Source organism: Vibrio sp. 10N.261.51.A4, assembly GCF_041471945.1.
Taxonomy (GTDB): domain Bacteria; phylum Pseudomonadota; class Gammaproteobacteria; order Enterobacterales; family Vibrionaceae; genus Vibrio; species Vibrio crassostreae_C.
This window is the reverse complement of sequence record NZ_JBFRPJ010000020.1, coordinates 18,521-41,147: the sequence shown is the minus strand read 5'-3', so window position 1 is coordinate 41,147 and position 22,627 is coordinate 18,521. Positions and strand designations below refer to the sequence as shown.

At 45.6% G+C, this 22,627-nt stretch carries 16 protein-coding genes; 12 read left to right on the top strand and 4 right to left on the bottom strand.

Annotated features, from left to right (window positions below; translation table 11 throughout):
• The first annotated feature begins 1 nt into the window (after window position 1).
• Both AB4384_RS05325 and AB4384_RS05320 read left to right on the top strand, forming a co-directional pair.
• Window positions 2–1,666: a VRR-NUC domain-containing protein gene (locus AB4384_RS05325; protein WP_372129029.1), complete on the top strand. Its 1,665-nt coding sequence runs from the start codon at window positions 2–4 to the stop codon at window positions 1,664–1,666.
• A 215-nt stretch (window positions 1,667–1,881) separates the two neighbouring features.
• On the top strand, window positions 1,882–4,236 hold the full coding sequence (locus AB4384_RS05320; RefSeq protein ID WP_017064773.1) for a fatty acid cis/trans isomerase: 2,355 nt from the start codon (window positions 1,882–1,884) through the stop codon (window positions 4,234–4,236).
• Window positions 4,237–4,359: 123 nt separating this feature from the next.
• Here the strand turns inward: AB4384_RS05320 and AB4384_RS05315 are convergent, their stop codons facing one another.
• Window positions 4,360–5,298, bottom strand: coding sequence for a LysR family transcriptional regulator (locus AB4384_RS05315; protein WP_017071124.1), 939 nt, complete (start codon window positions 5,296–5,298; stop codon window positions 4,360–4,362).
• Window positions 5,299–5,391: 93 nt separating this feature from the next.
• Here AB4384_RS05315 and AB4384_RS05310 point away from each other — a divergent pair, with 93 nt between their 5' ends.
• Genes AB4384_RS05310 through AB4384_RS05300 form a run of 3 tightly spaced genes read left to right on the top strand, consistent with a single transcriptional unit; the run spans window position 5,392 to window position 9,432 of the window.
• On the top strand, window positions 5,392–6,717 hold the full coding sequence (locus AB4384_RS05310; protein ID WP_017064775.1) for a cytosine permease: 1,326 nt from the start codon (window positions 5,392–5,394) through the stop codon (window positions 6,715–6,717).
• 5 nt (window positions 6,718–6,722) lie between these two features.
• Window positions 6,723–7,847, top strand: a complete 1,125-nt coding sequence (locus tag AB4384_RS05305) for a DUF917 domain-containing protein (RefSeq protein WP_229647755.1) — start codon at window positions 6,723–6,725, stop codon at window positions 7,845–7,847.
• Between the two features lie 4 nt (window positions 7,848–7,851).
• A complete protein-coding gene (locus AB4384_RS05300) occupies window positions 7,852–9,432 on the top strand; it encodes a hydantoinase/oxoprolinase N-terminal domain-containing protein (protein ID WP_372072836.1) in 1,581 nt (526 codons plus the stop codon).
• A 128-nt stretch (window positions 9,433–9,560) separates the two neighbouring features.
• Here AB4384_RS05300 and torS read toward each other — a convergent pair whose 3' ends face one another.
• Window positions 9,561–12,566, bottom strand: a complete 3,006-nt coding sequence (torS, locus tag AB4384_RS05295) for a TMAO reductase system sensor histidine kinase/response regulator TorS (RefSeq protein WP_372129028.1) — start codon at window positions 12,564–12,566, stop codon at window positions 9,561–9,563.
• A 92-nt stretch (window positions 12,567–12,658) separates the two neighbouring features.
• Here torS and torT point away from each other — a divergent pair, with 92 nt between their 5' ends.
• Together torT and AB4384_RS05285 are read left to right on the top strand one after the other, a co-directional pair.
• Window positions 12,659–13,687 carry a TMAO reductase system periplasmic protein TorT gene (torT, locus tag AB4384_RS05290; protein ID WP_372129027.1) on the top strand — a complete coding sequence of 343 codons (1,029 nt, stop codon included), beginning with the start codon at window positions 12,659–12,661 and terminating at the stop codon, window positions 13,685–13,687.
• Between the two features lie 60 nt (window positions 13,688–13,747).
• A complete protein-coding gene (locus AB4384_RS05285) occupies window positions 13,748–14,203 on the top strand; it encodes a methylglyoxal synthase (protein ID WP_017060888.1) in 456 nt (151 codons plus the stop codon).
• Window positions 14,204–14,320: 117 nt separating this feature from the next.
• On the opposite strand, the gene AB4384_RS05280 is transcribed toward AB4384_RS05285, so the two are convergent.
• Together AB4384_RS05280 and helD are read right to left on the bottom strand one after the other, a co-directional pair.
• Window positions 14,321–14,671, bottom strand: a complete 351-nt coding sequence (locus AB4384_RS05280; protein WP_017060889.1) for a VOC family protein — start codon at window positions 14,669–14,671, stop codon at window positions 14,321–14,323.
• An 87-nt stretch (window positions 14,672–14,758) separates the two neighbouring features.
• Window positions 14,759–16,834 carry a DNA helicase IV gene (helD, locus tag AB4384_RS05275; RefSeq protein ID WP_372129026.1) on the bottom strand — a complete coding sequence of 692 codons (2,076 nt, stop codon included), beginning with the start codon at window positions 16,832–16,834 and terminating at the stop codon, window positions 14,759–14,761.
• Between the two features lie 177 nt (window positions 16,835–17,011).
• Between helD and yccS the strand changes: the two genes are divergently transcribed.
• The 5 genes from yccS to AB4384_RS05250 all read left to right on the top strand — a co-directional run bounded on the left by yccS (window position 17,012) and on the right by AB4384_RS05250 (window position 22,566).
• The gene (gene yccS / locus AB4384_RS05270) at window positions 17,012–19,195 is read left to right on the top strand and encodes a YccS family putative transporter (RefSeq protein ID WP_372103237.1); all 2,184 of its coding nucleotides are present in this window, start codon (window positions 17,012–17,014) and stop codon (window positions 19,193–19,195) included.
• 332 nt (window positions 19,196–19,527) lie between these two features.
• Window positions 19,528–19,713 carry a hypothetical protein gene (locus AB4384_RS05265; RefSeq protein ID WP_029235859.1) on the top strand — a complete coding sequence of 62 codons (186 nt, stop codon included), beginning with the start codon at window positions 19,528–19,530 and terminating at the stop codon, window positions 19,711–19,713.
• 121 nt (window positions 19,714–19,834) lie between these two features.
• On the top strand, window positions 19,835–20,155 hold the full coding sequence (locus AB4384_RS05260) for a hypothetical protein (protein ID WP_017060893.1): 321 nt from the start codon (window positions 19,835–19,837) through the stop codon (window positions 20,153–20,155).
• A gap of 161 nt (window positions 20,156–20,316) precedes the next feature.
• Window positions 20,317–21,579 carry a hydroxymethylglutaryl-CoA reductase gene (locus tag AB4384_RS05255; RefSeq protein ID WP_029235254.1) on the top strand — a complete coding sequence of 421 codons (1,263 nt, stop codon included), beginning with the start codon at window positions 20,317–20,319 and terminating at the stop codon, window positions 21,577–21,579.
• Window positions 21,580–21,654: 75 nt separating this feature from the next.
• Window positions 21,655–22,566, top strand: coding sequence for a LysR family transcriptional regulator (locus tag AB4384_RS05250; RefSeq protein ID WP_372129024.1), 912 nt, complete (start codon window positions 21,655–21,657; stop codon window positions 22,564–22,566).
• Window positions 22,567–22,627 lie beyond the last annotated feature (61 nt).

The window sequence follows — 22,627 nt, the reverse complement described above, 5'->3', positions numbered from 1 at the left end:
TTTGTATCAAGCGACTTCTCCATTGACGACCGAAACCAATCTTCAGCTCTCCCCCACTTATTATCTCGACAACTTCAATCGACTGGTTGAACACGCTCAAACGCTCTACCCCGATCTTCTGAGTGATGATGAATGTCGTTGGTTGTCCGCATACAAACGTCTTTCTGTTTCAAGCCAATGCCTAATGGTTCGTTTGCTTTCTCGTAAAGGCCGTTGGTTTCGCAGCGATAAACTCAACTATGTTGAGATCCCAGATCTAAAGACCGAACTGCAAGAGCTAAACAGCTCAGGCTTCATTGGGTTGAGTCATCCCGAAGAACAGCATGACCTCGCCATTAGTGAGGTCGAGCTCGGGTTGCACTTGCTCACCAAACCAGAGCTGTTGAGTGTATTCCCCGCCCTTAAGAGCCATAGAAATGCCAAGAAAGACGAGCTGTTGTTACGGCTTGATCAGCAACCTTTTGACCAATTTCAAAACCTCTCTTTCGACTGTATTTACGTCATCGAATCTCAAGTGATTGATGTATTACTGTTGCTGTTCTTTGCCAACACCTATCAAGACTTAAGTCAGTTCGTGTTAAGCGACCTTGGGCTAAACACCTTTGAGAACTACCCATTAAGCAAGCAACACCGCGTCTTCACCTCTAGGGATCAGCTCAATCAATTAATCCAGATGCGCGATATTCAACGCTTGTATTCAGAAGGTGACCGCAAAGATGGCGAGTTTCTGGAACTGATTTTAAATGCGATTCCTGAAGAATCAGAACACAGAAGTATTGCCAGAAAACGATCGCGTTTGATCAATGATGTTGCTCGCGATCTTGAAAGGCTTAATCTAAACGACCAAGCAATCTTTTGGTTCAGACAATCTACACTTCCTCCGAGCAGAGAACGACTTGCACGCATCTATGATAAGCAAGGTACGCTAGACTTAATGTGTGACATTGTCACGCAAATGAAAGCTACTCCATCGGATGTGTCAGAGTTGGAAATCGCTATTAAGCTTGAAGACCGGCTGCTACGGAAACAGGGGCACAAAGTTTCACGAACCATAAAGCCGAGCTGCAAAGAGTTAAAACTGGAATTAGACCTCAGCCAAACTCGAGTCGAGCTTGCGGTAAAGCAGCATTTTGAGAACCAAGGTTGGGACGTCTATTTTTCAGAAAACAGTTTTCTGTGTGGCTTGTTTGGTTTGGCTTTCTGGGATGTCATTTTCGCAGACGTTGAAGGCGCCTTTATCAATCGTTACCAACATCGACCATTGGATCTGTACCATTCAGATTTCGTAGACAAGCGAGCCGAACAGATTGAAGCCGTGTTTCAGACGATATCCAAACATGGGCTGAACCATTTTCTTGATACTTACGATGAAAAGCAAGGTATCGCGAACCCCTTTGTTCATTGGAATTATTTTCCTAAGGCACTCATCGAACATGGCATGGCTTCAATTCCAAATGCCTTGGTTGTAGACCTCTTCAAAGTGATATTGAGTGACTTAAAGCTATTTAGAACTGGGATGCCGGATTTGATTGCGTTCAAGGGCGATGAGTTTCATTGGATTGAAGTCAAAGGCCCTGGCGATAAACTGCAAGACAACCAGTGGCGCTGGATCAAAGAGTTTGAGCGATTGTCTGTCCCCTTCTCTGTTTGTTACGTCAATCAATGAGTCTTAGCTCTTAACTCTTAACTCTTAACTGCTAGCTTTTAGCTCTTGGGACTTAAATCTAGCTAAGTCTAAACTCCAATTTCTGAGCACTAGCGAGTGACGCGCATCGACAAGTCACTCGTCCCATCAAGATCTTGTCTACAAAATTGTTAGAACATGAGCATTTTCAATCATTTTCGATATAATTATAGAAAATTCCTAATATTTAAATACGTATGAATTTGAAAAAACTCTTCATTTTAGCTTTTGTTAGCGTCTTCTCAGGTTGTGCCGTCTACGCGGGTTTAAACTTCGACGAACTGTTTGGTGAACAACAAGTACGCGATCGCCAAGCACCTATTCTTTCAGCTCAAGCGCAGCACTTCATTGACGAAGTAAAGCCCATCATTGATAACCGATGCGTGGTTTGTCACGCTTGTTATGACGCCCCTTGCCAACTCAAAATGTCTTCAGTGGAAGGTATAGACCGAGGCGCGAGCAAGGCACTCGTTTATCAAGGCACCCGCTTAACGGCATCAGCCCCTACTCGCTTGTTTGAAGATGCTTTAACCACGCAAGAGTGGCGCGATGCGGATTTTCATCCTGTCCTCAATGAGCGTATGCAGAACTCAACGGCTAACCTCGATGCTGGTCTTGTTTCTCGTATGTTGATCCAGAAAGAGAATCACCCTCTGCCCGATCAAACCCAGCTTGAAGGTTTCGACTTTTCAATCGATCGCGACCAACAGTGCCCAACCATTGAAGAATACGCTCAATACGAGAGAGATTACCCAACTTGGGGAATGCCTTATGGGATGCCAAACTTAGACAAAACCGAATACGCGACTTTAATGAGTTGGTTGGAAAATGGCGCGTTAATGAACGACCACATTCCATTGACTGATGCAGAACAAGAGCTCGTTAATGTCTACGAAAGCTTTTTAAACAAGAGCGACAATAAGAGTCAACTTTCAGCACGTTATATCTACGAGCACCTGTTTTTATCTCATGTCTATTTTTCTGATTTAGCTCAACCAACGCGTTTCTTTACTGTTGTTCGCTCTGCAACACCACCAGGTGAAGCGGTACAACGCATCACGACTCGTCGCCCTTATGACGATCCAAAAGTAGACAGTGTTTACTACCGTCTGATTCCAGAACAAGGCACTATCGTCGACAAAACGCACATGCCTTTCGCGCTTAATAAAGAGCGTCTACAAAAGTGGAACACCTGGTTTGTCGACGTAAATTACGAAGTAAAACAACTACCTAGTTACGACATCGATGTTTCAGCAAACCCAATGACATCATTTGAAGCGCTGCCAGTAAACTCGCGCTTCAACTTCATGTTAGATAACGCGCAAAACACCATCATGGCCTACATCAAAGGACCTGTGTGTCGTGGTCAACTTGCCTTGAACGTAATTAACGACCGTTTTTGGGTTTTCTTCATCGACCCAGAGAAAGCCGATGTTCCGGAAATCAACGCCTTCTACGCAAGTCAAAAGAAAAATTTAAAGCTACCTAGCGAACTAAAAAGTAACACCGTACCTGTGACCAACTGGGTAAGATACGCAAAGCAACAAGCGCAATACCTAAACGCGAAATCAGACTTCACTAACCAATGGTTCGAGAGTGGCGTCCACCTAGACACTGGCATCATTTGGGATGGCGATGGCATCAACCCGAATGCTGCTCTCACCGTCTTTAGGCACTTCGATAGCGCCTCTGTTGTACAAGGGTTAGTTGGCACGCAACCTAAGACTGCGTGGATTCTTGATTATGCTCTTCTAGAGCGTATTCATTATCTTCTCGTTGCAGGCTTCGATGTTTACGGCAACTTTGGCCACCAGCTGATTACACGCATGTTCATGGACTTCTTGCGTCTTGAAGGTGAGAGTAACTTCTTAAGCCTTCTTCCTAAAGACGTTCGTCACATTGAACACTCTAGTTGGTACCAGAACCAAAGCGCACAACTGAGTGACTATTTGCAGCGAAACATTGCACCTTTTGATCAGCCGACCAGCGTGGTTTACAAAACGGCGGATCCGAAACACGAACTGCTTGATATGATCAAAGATAAACTCGCACCTGTTCTCGATAATCGCTTTGAGATTGTTGAAACAGGTTTTGGTAGGAAGAATGAAGCACTGCTTAACCAAGTGAATTTGATAAAGGGCGAAGGCCTGCGTCATGTGCCTCAATTAGTGATGATCATGATTGAAGGCGAAAACGGCGAAGAGCAACTGTTCACCATGATTCACAATAACGCGCACAGCAACATTTCTAGCTTGTTTAATGAAGAAGGTAACCGTGATTACGCCAATGATGACCTTACCCTCGTACGAGGCGTTGTCGGTAGCTACCCTGCGGCTTACCTATCATTAACCGAGAGCGAGATTCCTACTCTGGTTAAAACGCTGCAAAACTTAAGCACAGAAGAAGACTACGTGGCGCTGCTGGATAAGTTTGCGGTACGACGCAGTTCTAGCGAGTTCTGGCCATTCAGTGATCGCGTGCATCGTTGGTATCAACAAGACCAACCGATCGAGTTCGGATTGTTGGATTACAACCGCTTCGAGAACCGTTAGTTTTCACTCATAAAGCATAAAAGCAAAAATCCTCTGTCTTGGCCGAGGATTTTTTGTATATGGGGAAAAGTATCTTAGGTGCTATTGAGAAGCGAGAAGTGCTCTTGAGAAGCGAAAAGCTCTCTATATTGAATCCGATGCTTCCGGTTGGTGTAGCTCATCAAAAAACGCACGCGCGGCGGGGGAAAGGGAATCTACAGGTTGCTTCAACACCACATAAAACTGACTCTTAAGGCTCCACTTCTCGGGCTGAAGCGGAATCAAGGCTTGGTCATAATGGCCACGGTCGATTAAATGAGACGGTAAAAAACTCAGGTGTGTGCCCGCCAAGGTTAAAATTACACCCGACTCGACATGCCAGCCATCAAAAGGCTTTACGGAATCGTACTGCTCAATATTCAGTAATCGGAACATCTCATCTTTGGCATAGCCGCCCATGTTGATACGACAGCCATCCAATGAGAAATCCTTGTCCATGATCTTCTCAGCCAGATCCTTACGCGCATACAGATAACTGTGCTCTTCAAACAGTGGGTATTTATGTTGAAACGCTGATTTTTGATGTGACCCTAGAACCACTATCATCATATCAATCTGGTTCTTTGCTAACTTCTCATTCAACTGGGTGAAATCCCCGACATCAACACTCACCTCAACACTGTTACTGCGTTGGTAAAACGTCTCGATCGCTTTGGGAAGTGGGTTATAAGGCAAAGTGACGGTGTTATCCAAACATCCAATTCGCACATGCCCAGAGAGTTCCGTCTGTACACCTCGTAACTTATAAGCGAAGTCGGTTAAGGTCGATTTTAGTTGGTTCGCATATTTATACACTTGCTCACCTTCATGAGTCAGCTTAAAACCACGTCGACCACGTTGGCATAATGTTAATTCTAAGCTTTTTTCCAAGGCAATAAGCTGATTACTCAGCACTGGTTGACTAATCCCAGTGCTTGCGACCGCCTGATTGATGCCTCCTTGTTCAACAATTTCACAAAAAAGCTCTAATCTACGTAGGTCTCTTTTATCTAACTTATTGTTTGGATTCACTTTGCCACTCACATTTGTTTTTTGTTATGTTTACATCTGATTATATTCATTTATTAACAATAAATACATCAGTATGCTTTATTCACACTTATGGAATAACAATGCATGGATGGCACTATGGCGGCAGAAGCTTACGTGAATAAACCCGAAGCAACACACAGCCACAAAAAGATAGATGACTTCGAGTTGGAGCCCGTTCCCGAGAAGGCCAAACGATCTTGGTGGGTCATCAGCCTTATTTGGTTGGCAATCGGCATCGACATTTCGGGACTGTTTCTCGGCTCGATTCTAAGCAGCGGTATTGGTTTTGAAGACGCACTGCTTGCCACGTTTATTGGTTCAGGCTTATTGGCGATCATCGCGATGCTGTGTGCCAACATTGGCTTTCAAGCTGGCGTCTCTACCCCGCTGGTGAGCAGCGCGGTATTTGGCCGTAACGGCGGTAAAATTCTTGGCTTCATCAACGGCATCTCATTAGTCGGCTGGTTCGCATTCCAGGCTGATTTCTTCGCTTTCATCATGGTCGATGCACTGGCGAAATACGACATCATAATTTCACACCTCACCGCTCTTATTGGCGGCAGTGTGTTAATGATGATGACGGCTATCTATGGCGTTCGTGCTTTAGGCAAACTCAGTACCTATTCTGTTCCATTGATGGTGACGTTGATTACCATCGGTTTGTTTATGGCTGCTGATTATCAAGGTGGCGCAGCGCCATCGATTGAAGATCCTTTGACGCTTGGCCAAGCCATCTCTTTTGTTATGTCTATCTGGATTCTAGCTGCGGTTGCTGCACCTGATATTGCTCGCTACGCCAAAACACGCCGTGATGCGATTTTAGGAGCGGGTATCGGTTTCCTCGTCGGCAACAGTGCCATCATTCTTATCGCATTGATCTTGACCAAAATGACCGGCACCGACGACCTAGTCGAAGTCTTCTTCACCCTAGGTTTAGGCATGGCGGCCATTATAGTACTGGTATTTGCACAATGGACCACCAACAGTAGCAACCTAACCTCTGGCGGCTTATGCATGTCGATGGTTCTACCTAAGATTCCGCGCCCTGTTCTGGTTGTGATCATGACCATCGTCGGCATTGGTATCGCTCAACTCGGCATGGTGAACAAGTTTACCGACTTCTTAATGCTACTCAGCGTAACCATTGCGCCTGCTGCGGGTGTCTACATCGTTCAATATTATGTTTTAGATTCGACAAAAATGAGCTTTGAGAACATCCAACAAGTTCCAGCTTGGATGTTTAAAGGCTTGGCTTCTTGGGCATTTGGTACTGCATTCAGCGCTTGTACTGCACCAGAGTTTTTCAACCTGTTTTCGTTCACCAGCATCTCGGCGTTAGACGGCATTCTTGCCGCTGGTGTGATTTACCTCGCCCTAATGAAGCTTTCTCCTTCAAGTGATAAGGAATAGTAGTTGTGATTATTACTGAACAAATGATTGATGATATCGCGCTGGGTGCGACGGTATTAGGTACTGGCGGCGGCGGTGACCCATACAGCGGTGCCTTGATGGCGAAAGTAGCCATTGCAACGGCAAAGCACCCTGTACGCATGATTCCTTTAGAAGACGTGCAAGACGATTGGATGACAGTGCCCTCTTCAATGATTGGCGCACCAACAGTCGCAGTAGAGAAACTCAATTCGAAAGATCAAATGTTGATTGCTTTCGAAGCGATGGAAAAAGCGCTCGGCACTGAAGTAGCGGCAACGTTTCCTATCGAAGTAGGCGGCTTCAATTCATTGATTCCAATTCTCGTTGCAGCACAAAAGAACATTCCTGTGATCGATTGTGATGCGATGGGACGTGCGTTCCCAGAAGCTCAGATGGTGACCTTCTTTCTTGATGGTCTCCCTTCGGCACCGAACACATTGGCCGATGAGCGTGGCAATATCGTCACGCTTTATCCGATTGACGGTATTTGGTCTGAAAAGTTTGCGAGGCCAATTACCGAGCAGATGGGCGGCTCTGCAGCAATGTGCGATTACCCAATGAACGGTAAGAACCTAAAACGCAGCGCACTGCCTGCAACACTGACCCAAGCAATGAAGATTGGTGAAGCGATTAGACTGGCGAACGACAACAATAAAAGTGGCACACAGGCCGTATTAGACATTGTCGGCGGCCATACCATCATCAGTGGCAAGATTGTTGATATTCAACGTGAAACCGATGGTGGTTTTGCAACAGGTGGTGTCGTGATTGAAAAGCTGGCTCAGTTTGAAGATACCGGCGTCGATAACGTGTTTGTGCAGTTCCAAAACGAATTACTTCTCGCGCACAAAGGTACAAGCCGCGCAGACATGAGCCAAGATAACCTGCTGGCATCAACACCGGATCTTATTTCGATCTTGGATCATGAAACGGGTAAGCCAATCACAACCGAACAACTTCGTTACGGGCAGCGCATCGACCTAATTGCCTACCCTTGTGACCCTAAATGGCGCACTGACAAAGGCATCGAAGTCGCGGGCCCGGGTTACTTTGGCTACACCGTCGAGTATCAAACCATTGAACAACTAAAGTCTGCATTGAAGAGGTAGTCGCATGACAAACATTACGCTTGATTACTGCCGCCTTGGCATTGACGTAGGTGGCACCAATACCGACGGTGTACTGCTCGACGCAGACTTGAATGTGATTGCCAAAGTAAAAACCGCAACCACACATGACATTTCAACCGGCATTGATAACGCGATAGCTGCGCTATTAAGCCAAGCAAACATTGATGGTCAGCAAGTGAAACATGCGATGCTTGGTACCACTCAATGCACCAACGCAATCGTTGAACGAAAAGGCTTAGATAGAGTCGGCATGATTCGCTTAGCGCTTCCAAGTGGTGATAGTGTTCCGCCACTCTGTGGTTGGAGCAAAGCTTGGCAAACACTGCTTGGGGAGCACTTCTACCAAGCTCACGGCGGCTATGAGTATGACGGCCAGTTGATTGCCGACATTCAAGAATCTGAAATCCGCGAGCTTTGCCAGAAAATGAAAGGCCAAGTGGATTCCATTGCTATCTGCGGAGTGTTCTCTCCCGTCAATGGCGACCAGGAGCTTCAAGCAGCAGAGTGGATTCAACAAGAACTTCCGGGGGTGAACCTTTCGTTATCCCATAAAGTGGGCAGCTTAGGGCTTTTAGAACGCGAGAACGCCACTATCCTCAATGCTGCTCTGCAAGGTACAGCAAAACGATTCGTAGACGGCTTTTGTAATGCACTCATCAATCATGAAATCCACACCACGCCTTATTTCGGTCAGAACGACGGAACACTGATGTCGCAGCAATTCGCATTGATGTACCCGATTCTTACCGTGGCTTGTGGCCCAACAAACTCGATTCGCGGAGCAAGCCACCTGACCAAGTTAAAAGATGCAATCGTGGTCGATGTGGGTGGCACTACGTCTGATATCGGCGTGCTAACTCACGGTTACCCAAGAGAGTCGAGCTTAGCGGTAGAGATTGGCGAAGTGAGAACCAACTTCCGCATGCCTGATATTTTGGCGTTAGCCATTGGTGGAGGCACCAAGGTTCGTTTTGAGCAAGAACGTATCGAACTAGGCCCTGAAAGTGTTGGTCACACTCTAACGCAAACGGCGCGTAGCTTTGGTGGTGATGAACTTACGCTCACCGATATTGCACTCAAAACAGGTCAAATGCAGTGGCAGGCAGAGCATCAATTGAGTGATGAGATTGGTGTTTCGGCCGAACAAGCAAGCAAGGTTTACCAACAAATGGTCACGGATGTTGAAGAAGGCATCGATAAGATGAAGACCTCTGCAGCGAGTGTACCCGTAATCATGGTTGGCGGCGGCAGTGCACTATTCCCAGATCATTTTGAAGGAGTAAGCCAAGTGGTTCGCCCTGAGCACTTTGAAGTAGCGAATGCCATTGGTGTTGCGCTGGGAGAAATATCAGGCCAGTTCGATAAGATCGTACCGATTGATCCAGCATCACGTGAAGAGACCTTAAAGGGCTTGGAGGAGCAATCAAAGCAACTGGCGATTGAAGCTGGCGCATGCAGCGATAATGTCGCGATCATTGAACGAAGCGAGATTCCATTAAGCTACCTTCAAGGCAACATGGTTCACGTTAAGATCAAAGCAGCTGGACATATCAAGATGGCTTAGAGCTGTTCCTCGACGCCTTACTTAGATTCTTATTCGACAATAAAAAAGCAGGTTACTTCTTCATATTAATACGGAGAAATAGCCTGCTTTTTTTGCTTTTATTTTGGGGCTTCAGCCCAATAACCACTTTATAATTGTTCTCGGAGCGCTGCTAGCGAGTCTTTCACCAGTTCAGGTAACGAGTCAGCATTATCGCGATATTGAAGCAATGGGTCCTCGCTCGCTTCAATGCTCTGGCATAAAGCAAACAGTGCAGATAATCCTAGGCTGCCGGCAGACCCTTTCAGTTTATGAGCTAAAGACTTAATTTCACGAGCGTTATCAGCGGCACTTGCCACAATCAGTTCATCGAGAGTGACTTGGCTGCTTTGGTCAAACAACCCGACAATCTGCACTATTTTTTCTCGACCGAGAATGGCCAAGTCGTCTTTGATAATCTTAGGGTTAATCATCTGCACAATCGGTTCTCCTTGATTATGTTCCGCGTCTTGGTTTGCTCGTTGTGTCGAGCTTGCAAATGCCAATGCTGATAAGTCTAGCTCGGTTTCCTGAGGTTTAGAGTTTAGCTGACAGCAAACAGCATCTGACGGATCCGGCTGAGGCAGCAACAGCATGTGACCGTCCAACTGCTCAACAATCAATTCCGACAAAGCTTCCTTCTCTAACGGCTTAGGTAAGAAGCCATCAAAACCAGACGACAAGTAGCTTTCCACTTCTTCGTTAAACACATGAGCCGATACTGCGATCATTGGGGGTACTTTTCGAATTACGTCTTCTTCACTTTTATGCTGAAGCGCATCGTCTTTGAGTTGTTGAATTAACTCGACGCCATCGCAGTCGGGTAAGTTAATGTCCACCAGCGCAATATCGAACTCTTGCTCACTGAATATGGCTCTCGCTTCTTGTCCGGTTGTCGCAATCACAACCTCGTGCCCCAAGTTATGCAAGAAGCCTTCAGCAACGATGCAGTTTACGGGGTTATCTTCAATCAGAAGTACTTTAGCTCGAATACACGCTTCAATGACCGGTACTTTCGTTTCTATCTTCTCACCGGCTTCAAGTGGCAGTGAGAACCAGAACTGGCTACCCTCGCCTTCTTCAGAATGAACGCCAATATCCCCGTTCATTGCCAACATGATACTTTTACTGATCGCTAATCCAAGCCCTGTGCCGCCGGTTTTGTTGCGACCGCTATCGGTTTGGGTAAAGGCATCAAACAGGCAAGCTTGTTCGCTAGCGTCAATGCCGACACCGGTATCTGACACTTCAAACATCACTCGATTTTCATCTTCGATATCTAAACTGATAAAGATATCGACCGAGCCACTTTCCGTAAACTTAATCGCGTTGCCGACCAAGTTATTCAAGATTTGGCTGATTCGCGTTACGTCACCACGCCAATAGCGTTGCACATCACTTTCAATATGGAAATCAAAGTTCAGCTTCTTCTCAGCGGCGCGTCCTTCCATCAATTGGTAGGTGTCTTGAACCATCTGATGAAGGTCAAACGACGCCGTGCGTATTTCTAAATGCCCCGCTTCAATCTTTGAGTAATCCAACACGTCATTCAAAATCGCGAGTAGGTTCTTACCGCTGCGGTTAATGATGTCTGCATAGCCGGATTGCAGCGGGTCTAACCCGGTATCTTTGAGCAATCTTGCAGTACCTAATACACCGTTCATCGGCGTTCGTATTTCATGACTCATCGTCGCAAGGAAAGCGGATTTTGCGCGGCTTGCTTGTTCTGCGGCGTTACGAGCCTTAGCGTGGTTCCCTACCTCGATGTTCAGCTTCTCATTGGTCTTTTGCAGCTGGTAGGTTCGGTCTGTGACCAACTCTTCTAAGTGTTCTTTGTGCTCTTCAAGTTCGCGTTTCGCCTTTGCTTCACCCACCGCAACCACTTGTAGCGCCTGCGCGGTGTTTCTGGCAGTGATGATCGCCTCGCCCATATGAGCCAGCTCATCATTACCCTTTACCGAGATATCAATATTCAGGCGACCTTGTGCGATAGACATCAAGGCCGATGAGTATTCAGTAAGACGTTTAACAACCGAGATATACACCACTCGCCACACGATAAATGCAACGATAACCAAACCAATAACCGAAATCACAGACAGTGACCATTGAGCCAAATTCAACGTGCTGGTCAGCTCATCAACCGCTTTTTTGGTACTGCGGTTTGAATCATCAACCAGTTGGTTAACCGTTGTATTCAGCTGAGAGAACAGCTCCAACGTATTTTGCATCAGAAACTCTGACTTTTTGGTGTTCTCATATTGTTCTAATGAAATATCGAACACGACTTGGCGTTTTCTGAGCTCTTCTAGAAGCTGAGACATCTGCGCTGAACGAGTAGGATCTTCGACCGCTTTAACGCGGCGCGCCATGATTCTTAGGTTGGATTCAAATTCTGATTGGATTTGATGAATACGCTCTACGTTGGTAACGGTTTGCGTTTCTTCAATTTGGTTAAGCATTTTGAACGCCAGCAAATGCAATTCGTGTAGGCGCTCAGACAAATCAAGGTCAACCTCTACAAGCGCATCTAAGGCTTGGTAGGCTTGATCCGTTTCTTTGGTTTCTAGCAGGTCATAGATATGCGTGACGTTAGCAACCGCAATGGTAGCCGTGTTCAAAACTTGGGTTCGCGTCAACTGCTCTAGCTCTTCGGCCAATAGGCGCATCTCTTCGACACGAGACGACAACTCTTTGCTTAACCAAAGCTTACGCTCAACCGACACACCCAACTCAGCCAGTGTGTTAATAACGCTTTGAACATTGTTTTCGAGTTTATTGAGGAGCTGAGAATCGAAACTGTCGACACCAAGCTCTTTGATATGTTGAAGAAGCGACTCAAGTTGGTCAAACAGTACGGTGCCAGCCTCTTTTCTTTCAGCTTCGTTTCTCGCATTAGAAAGTGTTTGTACTGACGAAATAATACGGTTACTCAACTCAGAAACCTGACGAGCTTCGATCATGGCAGGAAGCGCCGAATCAACGACGTTTCTTTCCGTTTTGGCTACAAAGCTAAAACCAGAAACACCGATCAATGCAGACAATAGAACCAACAGTGCCATCACTAAGAATGAGGCCAGCAGCTTGCGTCCAATACTCGCTGAAGCTAACAACATAAACTCTAAACCTTAAAACGTTCTTCTTTACCCATGCAGAATACGCTATATTTTGCAGTGTTTCTTATCTAAAACCAACAAAACGGCAATTCATGCTATCTAGACCTTTCGCTTCAATAATTCTTCTCTCACTACTGGCCTCAGTGACTACTGTCGCAGGTGCTAGTGAGCCTTTGAGCCCAATAAAACCCGCCAATGCCACATCACAAAAAGAGAAAATCTGTGCCATTTATCCGCACCTCAAAGACTCTTATTGGTTGTCGGTAAACTATGGAATGATCTCTGAAGCAGAAAAGCAGCAAGTTGAGCTAAGAGTATTGGAAGCTGGCGGTTACCCCAACGTGGCCAAACAAGCCTCGCAACTGGTGCTTTGCACGCAATGGAGAGCCGATGCCATTATTTTAGGTACGGTTTCACCCGATGCGTATCATGACAATCTCAGCGATTGGGTTGGCTCGACGCCTGTGTTTGCTACGGTAAATGAGTTAACCGTCAATGAAGAACAACAGAAGGTATTAAAAGGTACGGTCGGTGTCGATTGGTACCAAATGGGATACCAAGTCGGAGATTTTTTGTCGAAACGACACCCGAAAGGATCAGGCGAAACACCTATCGCCCTGTTACTTGGCCCACAAGCGAGTGGCGGCACTAAGCCTGTAGCACTGGGGTTTTATGATGCGATCAAGTCGAGTGATATCAAAATTGCGATCAGCTATTGGGCAGATAACGATAAAGAACTTCAAAGAAATCTAGTACAGCAGGTGATAGAAGAACCTGATATCCAATATATAGTCGGAAGTGCCGTCGCGATTGAAGCAGCGATCAGTGAGCTACGAGCGGCCGATAAAACCGAAGATATTGGGTTAATCTCAAGTTACCTAAGTCACGGAACCTACCGTGGTTTACTCCGTAACAAGGTACTTTTTGCGCCAACCGATAAAATGGTTGAGCAAGGTCGCTTGTCGGTAAAACAAGCCACCAGTTACTTACGCGGTCAACCTTACGAGCAACACAGCGCACCGATTATCGAAGCGCTGACACCTGCAACTCTCAAAGATCAAATTATCGCCGACTCATTGTCACCTTCTGAGTTTCGTCCGGTATTCAGTGTGAATCCTTAGTGCTATATTGGCTGAAGAACTCAAAACAATAAAAACGAAACAACAATTTAGGGAACATTCATGCAAAAAACGACGCGCACTATGCCAACACATAAGCATATCGCTTTGGTCGCTCATGACCACTTCAAACCTGAGCTACTAAGATGGGTCAAAGAGAACAAAGAAAAACTACAAAAGCACTTCCTTTACGCAACGGGCACGACTGGTTCTCTACTAAGTAAAGAGACAGACTTAGCAATCAAGAGCATGATCAGCGGCCCTATGGGCGGTGACCAACAACTTGGCGCGCTTATCTCTGAAGGCAAGATCGATATGCTGATTTTCTTCTGGGATCCACTTAATGCTGTACCACATGACCCAGACGTAAAAGCACTGCTTCGTATCGCAAGTGTTTGGAACATTCCTGTGGCCACTAACCGCGCTACCGCTAATTTCTTGTTTAACTCTTCACTGCTTGAAGAAGAAGTAATCATCGAGATCCCAGACTACGAAGCGTACCTAGCTGAGCGCACGTAATCGCACGTTAAATGTGCTCTCTACTGAACAGACTAAAAAGCCTGCATTTTATCGCAGGCTTTTTTATGTCTCGTTTCAGACATTAAACAGTTCAATCATAAACAGTGTAGTGAGTCTCTACTTATCACTCCACACTGCCATCTCGTTGCCACTTGGCTCTCTGAAATGGAAACGTCTGCCGCCGGGAAAGCTAAAGATCTCACGGTTTATCTGACCACCAGCATCAATTACATCGCGCTCGGTTTGCTCAAGATCTTGGCTATAGAAAACCATCAGTGCCGCGCCATTATCCGTATTCGACGCCAGATCCGCCAAATAGAAGCCGCCCATTAAGCCTTTGCCTTCAAACGCAGAATACTCAGGGCCATAGTCTTCAAAGCTCCAACCAAACACTTGACTGAAAAATGCCTTAGTTGCTGAGATGTCTTTCGCAGCAAATTCAATGTAGTTAATAGAGCCGTGTTCCATAGCAAATTCCTTATGCTTTATGCGTCTGCCTTGTGATATTAGGGCAGGGATTGAAGATCTAATCTTAGACAATCAAGTCAAGTAACATCACTTTTTACGAACAACTGGGTAATCAGAACCATGCAGCTCCTGCACAAAGCCAGAGCCGTCGCCACTGTGCGTGATCCATACTTTCTCTTTTGCCCGCGTCATTGCTACATAGAATAAACGACGCTCTTCAGCATAAGGGAACGCGTCTGATGATTCAGTCAATGCGCCATCAATATGCAGCTGTTTCTTCTTGGTCGGGAACTGTCCTTCGTCAACACAAAGAATAATGACAAAGTCCGCCTCTTTACCTTTACTGCCGTGGCAAGTCATGAACTTGATATCAATGGAAGTGAAGATCTTCTTCCAGTCTTCCAACAACTCTGGCTTGTGGTAATGATTACGTCCAAGTAGCAGCACCGATTTATTGGTTTTGCCTTTGGATTGACGGTTCAGTTGATCAAGAATCTTCTCAACTTCTTTACTTGGCGCACTGTACACCGCCTTCTGCTTCTGTTGCTTGAAGCTGTTCAGTTCTTTCGGAATCTGAATTGGGTTTTCTTGTACAAAGCGATTAGCCACCGCACCTAACTGATTGTTAAAGCGGTAAGTCGTATCTAGGTGATGAATGGTCGAGCTTTCAAAACGATCCTTAAAGCCCGTGGTCAAATCCACATCCGCACCTGCAAACTGGTAAATCGACTGCCAGTCATCGCCTACTGCAAAAATAGAGGCTTGATGCTCGGCTTTAGACTGATTACACAGTGCTTCAACCAAGGCAAGACGATCAGGTGAGATATCTTGGTATTCATCGATCATGATGAACTTCCAAGGTGAGATAAACTTGCCCTTCTCGACATACTGAGTCGCTCGGCTGATCATGATTGAGAAGTCGATATGATTCTGTTCTTTCAGCTCCTTTTGCCACGCGGTTACACATGGCCAACACAGTGAAAGCTCGCTGTTGAGGCGCGCATAGTCTCGGTGATCAATCAGCTGTTGCTGTACTTCTTTTTTGGTTAAACCCGACGCATTCAACTGTTCTAGCTGCTTTTCAAGCCAACCGATCAATTTGAGGTTTGAAACGTGGCTACCAAGCTCATCGTCACCGGTTAAATAAGCGATTGGCCATTTAGACAAATGCTTTTGCCAACGTTTAAAGTTGGTCGGTGTCATCCAGTGCTTCTTCAACCAATCAATGCACCATGCTTGGCGTTGGTTGTCATCGAGCGCTAAAGGAGAAATAACCACACGTTCGGGTTCAACTTGATTCAGTATCTTTAAACCCAACTGGTGGAAAGTGCTGACTTGCACCTTCTCTGCTGATAAACCAATTTTGCTGTCGAGACGTTGCTTCATCTCTTCTGCCGCTTCACGACCAAAAGCGAGCAATAGCAACTCTTCAGCTTGAGCTTGATGGCTTTGCAGTAAATACGCGACGCGAGCCATTAGAACACTGGTTTTACCCGAGCCTGCACCCGCTAAAATAAGGTTGTGATCATCATTCATCAACACCGCATATTGCTGCGATAAGTTCAGTGGTGACGACTCACATTGCGCAAACAACACTTCCCAGTTTTTTCGCTCGGTCTCTAGCCATTGCTGGTTTCTTTCAGCTTGCTTGATTTCCGTTTCAGATAACCATGGCTGCATTCTTGCGATGCGGTTTGGCATGCGTTGTGCGGCCTCTTCTAGCGTCATTGTCATACTCTCTAAGCCTGAGTTGACCATATCAACCCAAGTGTTGACCTTAGAATGCGGTAGAAAGGCTGGTAATTGCTCAAGACGTGTTAATTCAGCTTCCCACTGAGGTACGTGTTCAGCCAATTGTTCACATTGAGTGTCGTGCCACTTCTGATAAGCACTAACTGACGCGCGTGCAAATTGACGGCATTGATCCCAAGGTAAGCCTTGTACTAACCAACTGCACTGTGTTCCATCTTGTTGATTAGCAAAAAATTGTAGCGATCCCCAGAACAATCCGCGCTTTATCGCGATCTTGCCACTCCAAATAGTAAATGGGATACGCTCTTCACTGCCTACTGAAGATAACAGCAAGCGTGGACCATCAAGTTCAACCTGATGATATTCATTTTGAATAAAAAACTGTGCAGTCTTGTTAGCGCTTAGCTGCATTGGAGTGTGCTCTTAATTGGGAATATTGAATTTATATCATGATGTAATGAGAATTAATAATATCTCATATCTTATCGACGCTTTCATGACCACCTACGGGCAATTATGGATAAGTATCAAATTCTTGTGCTTGATTTCTGTTAGGATTATGGTTTTTAGTGTGTCAAGTGAGCGACTGTGGACTTTTCAGCCAAATTACGCCTCTATTGGGCGAATAAAACCATAAATTACAGCGTATTAATTCTCATCACTCTGCTCGGCGTGGTGGTGCCTGCTTGGTATTATGGACAAAACACACTGATCACGCCTTTGATCTTAGGCGTTATTGCTGCGGCTCTTGCGGAAAGTGATGACAGCTTTACCGGGCGCTTGAAAGCACTCACGCTGACCTTTATCTGTTTCGCCGTTGCGGCTTTCTCTATTGAGCTTCTCTTCGATACGCCTTGGCTGTTCGCGATCGGGCTTTTTGTTTCAACCTTCTCTTTTATCATTCTCGGGGCAATTGGCCCTAAATACGCGAGTATCGCGTTTGGTTCTCTCTTGGTTGCCATCTATACCATGCTTGGTGCACACGAGAGCACCAACCTTTGGTTTCAACCGCTTCTACTGTTAACTGGCGCCGCTTGGTACTACTTCATGTCGATGATTTGGCAGATAGTGTGGCCAATGCAACCCGTGCAGCAAAACTTAGCCACGGTATTCGATCAAATCGGTAACTACATCGATTCAAAAGCGGAACTCTTCTACCCCGTTTCTGACTTGATTCCCCAGCCACACCGAATCATTGAAGCCAAACTCAACGCGAGTACCGTTAACGCACTCAACATGTGTAAAGCGACGCTGCTTAATCGCTCTAAGCGCGGACACATTGACGGCCCTAGTGACCGATTTCTTAACACCTACTTCATCGCACAAGATATTCATGAACGCGTAAGCTCTAGCCACTATCGTTATCAAGAGCTAGCAAAACACTTTGAACGCTCTGACGTGTTGTTTCGATTTAAGTATCTACTGGAAGCGCAGGCAACAGCGTGTAAAGAAGTGGCGAGCTCGTTGAAAGTTGGCGCTGAATACCAGCATGGTGACAAGTCTGTATTAGCACTCGATGAGTTGATGTCTTCGCTTAATCATCTGCACCAACAGAACAACCCAGAGTGGAAATCACTGCTGAACCAGTTGGATTACTTATTCAATAACCTAGCAACCGTTGAAAAACAGCTCTCAAATATCAGCAACCCAGATGCAGAGAAGATTGAAGAAGGTGTATTGAACGATACCAACCCTCATACTTTGACGGCAATGTGGCACAAGATCAAAGCTAACTTGCACACCGATTCTATGCTATTCCGCCACGCGATTCGCATGGCGATCACTTTGACGCTGGGCTACGGGATTATCCAGGGTTTTGATATCGAACGAGGTTATTGGATTCTACTGACGACACTGTTTGTGTGTCAGCCAAACTACAGTGCAACCCGTCAAAAACTGACGGCGCGTGTCATTGGCACGGTCGCAGGCTTATTGATCGGAGTACCGTTACTGACTTTCTTCCCGTCGCAAGAGAGCCAATTAGTGTTCATTGTGATCAGTGGCGTGATGTTCTTTGCGTTTCGAATCAATAACTACGGGTTTGCGACCGGCTTTATCACACTGCTTGTGCTCTTCTGCTTTAACCAATTAGGTGAAGGCTACGCGGTAGTATTGCCAAGGTTAGCGGATACCTTTATTGGTTGTGCTCTCGCCGTGCTTGCTGTCATTTATGTGTTACCTGATTGGCAGTCGAAGCGACTGCACAAAGTGATGGCGAATGCGCTCGATTCCAATAAGAACTATCTCGCTCAGATCATCGGCCAATACCGTGTCGGTAAGAAAGATAGCCTAAACTATCGTATCGCTCGACGTAGTGCGCATAATAATGATGCAAACCTGACTGCCGCGATCAGTAGCATGTTGGTTGAACCGGGTAAGTACCGCACCTCTGAAGATGAGAGCTTCCGATTCTTAACACTCAATCATGCTCTACTTAGCTATATCTCGGCTCTGGGTGCTCACAGAACGCGTATTGATGATGAAGCGACACACAAACTGGTGCTAGATGCGCACAGAGTAATCCACCAGCATCTCGACGCTCTAAATGATCAACTCTATTCTCATAAAGAGCATTGTGAAGTGAAAAACGCTTATGACCCGGAGCTGGATAAACGTTTGAGTGAATGGCGAGAAGAAGATGAGAATTCTGTCAAAATGGTTCTACAACAGCTCCATTTGATCTATCGAATGCTTCCAGAACTGCATACCTTAGCGACCAAGTTTGCAGTTAAGGTTAAGATCGACAAGTCGTTTGAAACAGAAGCTTCTTGAGCAACAAACAAAATACCGTAAAAACAAAAAGATAACGCCAATTGCTTATCTTTTGATCATCACAAATATTTATACATTGCTTTACCCATACCCCTAATTGGGTAGAGAAATTACTTACCTACCCTTGTGCCACAAGGGTTGAAGGCGTTTTTACATTGTAGGAATTTTCTGACTTTGATTGACCAAGCCTTAACTTTTCCTAACATTTCTCGGACAAAAAACGACCACAGGAATTTATAGTTGTCTTAGTTTCAAGAAACTTCAAACATCATTTAAAATTCACTTAATCTTGTTTGATTTCCTGAATCAGTAGACTATGCTCTAAAGAGCATATTGATTTGAACAAAGGTCACACTATGAATACACAGCAATTTGAAGCATTTAAGCAGCAAATACAGCTTCTTAGCCCACAACAATTAAAAGCACTTCAGGGTGAGATCGACGGCAACCTTGAAACAGAGAAGCCTTCTTTGCTTACTGATGAAGAATTAAACGCGCTAAATGACCTGTTCAGTTAATAGACAGACATCACTATTTTAGCTTAAGTTCACATTTTCACCGTAAATTTCATCTGTTCACCATTGCGCTCAAAATATCGTCCGCCTAGACTCATTTCATACGTCAATAAAAGGTTCTGATATGTCGATATCTGGTATTCAATCTGGTTACGCCATTATTCAGCAATCCACCAACATGGCTGAAGAAGCCGCAATCGAGCTCAACCAAGCCTCCAAACACGCTCTAGAATCCGACGACACTTTCGAAGCTAGCGATCTCAGCTTTAATCAAATAGAGCCTGAACAAGCCATTTCCTTTAAAGACAAAGAACCTGAACCTGCTTCATCTTCAACCGATTCCTTGATTAAACTGACACAAAGCGCAAGTTATAACCGCGTTGGTGCAAGTGTGGTTGATCGTCAAAACGAAGCCATCGGTAGCCTTCTCGACATTCATATCTAAATTTCGCTCAAATACAGCCTATATTTCGCGAAACTTCGCTGCTTTTTGCTTCAACAACCACACAAACTGTAACTCATTATATCAGGCGCTTGTTTCTGGTTTATTACTCGGTAGAATCAGCGCAAACCAATTTGCTGCACAAACTTTACTTCATACTATTTATGCCAAAACTAAATCTGCATCGCCGTGACTATGTTTCTATTTTAGGAGGCGACATCTCCGCAGACGAATTAGAAAAAAAGCTTCAGCCTCATTTTGAAAAGCCAGTAAATAAGCTGACACCTAGCCCCTACCTGACAGAAAAGAATCTCACACGTCGCTGGACAGCGCTCGATAATGCAGATTCACAGCAAGAACTGCTCGACCCTCATACACAAAGTCAGTTCCAAGCTTATGAGAAAAACATTGAGCACTTTATTGGCACCGTTAAAGTCCCTGTGGGAATATCTGGCCCTTTAAGAGTCAATGGCCTATTTGCTACGGGCGATTACCTCGTACCACTCGCGACCACAGAAGCTGCGCTTGTCGCGTCTTATAACCGTGGTTCTAAGCTGATTACGGCTTGTGGTGGCGCAAGTGCTATGTTGCTCAATGAAGGCGTAACACGTACTCCTGGCTTTGCATTTCAAGGATTAGTTGAAGCCGGACAGTTTGTGGCTTGGGCTGTGACTCAGTATGACCAGTTCAAGATCTTGGCAGAATCAACAACATCACACGGCAAGCTGACCGACATTAATATCAACATCGAAGGTAACCATGTTTACTTGGTGTTCGAATTTCTAACCGGAGACGCTTCTGGTCAGAATATGGTGACCATCGCAACCAATGCCGTGTTTGAGTACATCATCGAAAATACGCCAGTTAAGCCTGACCACGCTTTCCTTGATGGCAACTTGTCAGGCGATAAGAAAGCCAATACCCAAACCTTGCGCAGCGTTCGTGGCAAAAAGGTAACTGCTGAGGTTAATATCCCTGCAGAGCTTGTCGCGAAGTACCTACACACGACACCAGAGAAGATGGTCCAGTTTGGCCAAATGACCACAGTCGGTGGCGCTTTGAGCGGCACTATCGGTATCAACGCCCATTATGCGAATGCACTGGCGGCACTTTACATCGCTTGTGGCCAAGACGCGGCCTGTGTCGCCGAGTCAGCGATTGGTATGACGCGTATGGAACTCAACAAAGAAGGCGGTTTATACGCTAGCGTGACACTGCCTAACCTAATGGTGGGGACTGTCGGCGGTGGTACTGGCTTGCCAAGTCAAAAAGCCTGTTTAGATTTACTTGGGCTGCATGGTAACGGTAAATCACAAGCCCTAGCTGAAGTTTGTGCTGCACTGTGTTTAGCGGGTGAACTATCGATTGTGGGCGCATTTTGCGCAGGCCACTTTTCACGAGCGCACCATAAGCTAGCTCGTAAATAACCTTTATCCAATTTGGCTTGTTCGATTTTGTCGTTCATGCAAAATCACAAGCCAATCTGAATGCGTGAGTCATAAATGGATTACTTACACTTATCTAGGGTGAGCCTTAAGCACCTCACTGCGCTTCATATTATGCTGAACACCCACAGCGTCACTCAGACCTCAGAGCAACTCTGTGTCAGCCCTTCGAGTGTAAGCAAAACCCTGTCTCAGTTGCGTGACATCCTGAATGATGAGCTTTTCTATCGAGATGGTACCAAGCTTATCCCGACTCCCTTTGCTCTGAAGATAGCGCCCACTGTTCACGCAATTCTTTCAAGCATGAATGGACTGCTTCATCAAAAGAGTTTTACCCCTCAAGAGTACCAAGGCAGTTTTTCACTTTCGATGCGTGAAAGTACTTTCGAAGTATTTGCCTCAAAGATCAGTAAAATTACCACTGAACTGGCGCCAAGCGCGAAGCTCAACATCTATTCGAAACAACAGCTCGGCTTCGATGCTTTACTCAGTGGCAAGGTCAATTTGATCTTGTTGCCTCATGATATATCTCAGCCGCCGACCGATAACAAAGAGCTGGTTTGGGAAACAATTCTTCCAGATGAAATGGTTTGTTTGATGGGCGCACACCACCCTCTCGCTCAGCAAGAACTGACGGTAGAAGGCTACTTAGATTACAAGCACATTGGGATTTTAGATAACGAACTGTCTCAGCCTTACTTTGAACAAAACTTGGTTCAATGCCACCAACCAAGAGAGATGGCAATATCGGTCGCGGACTTCGGCTCTGCGGCTGTGTTGTGTCACCACACACCTTTCCTGTTCACTTGCTCTAAACAGTGGGCTGAGCATGCTAAACAAGCTCAGGGCTTAGTGAGCAAGCCCTTGCCTTTTGATTACGGTAAGGTGGCGTACAGCTTGGTGTGGAATAAACCCAACATGAATGATCAAGCGATCAAATGGTTGTGTGACCTGTTTTTAGAAGCTTAATATTTTTAGAGACTTAATATCTTTAGAAAGTTAACGTTCTTAGAAGCCTGATTGACCGCCT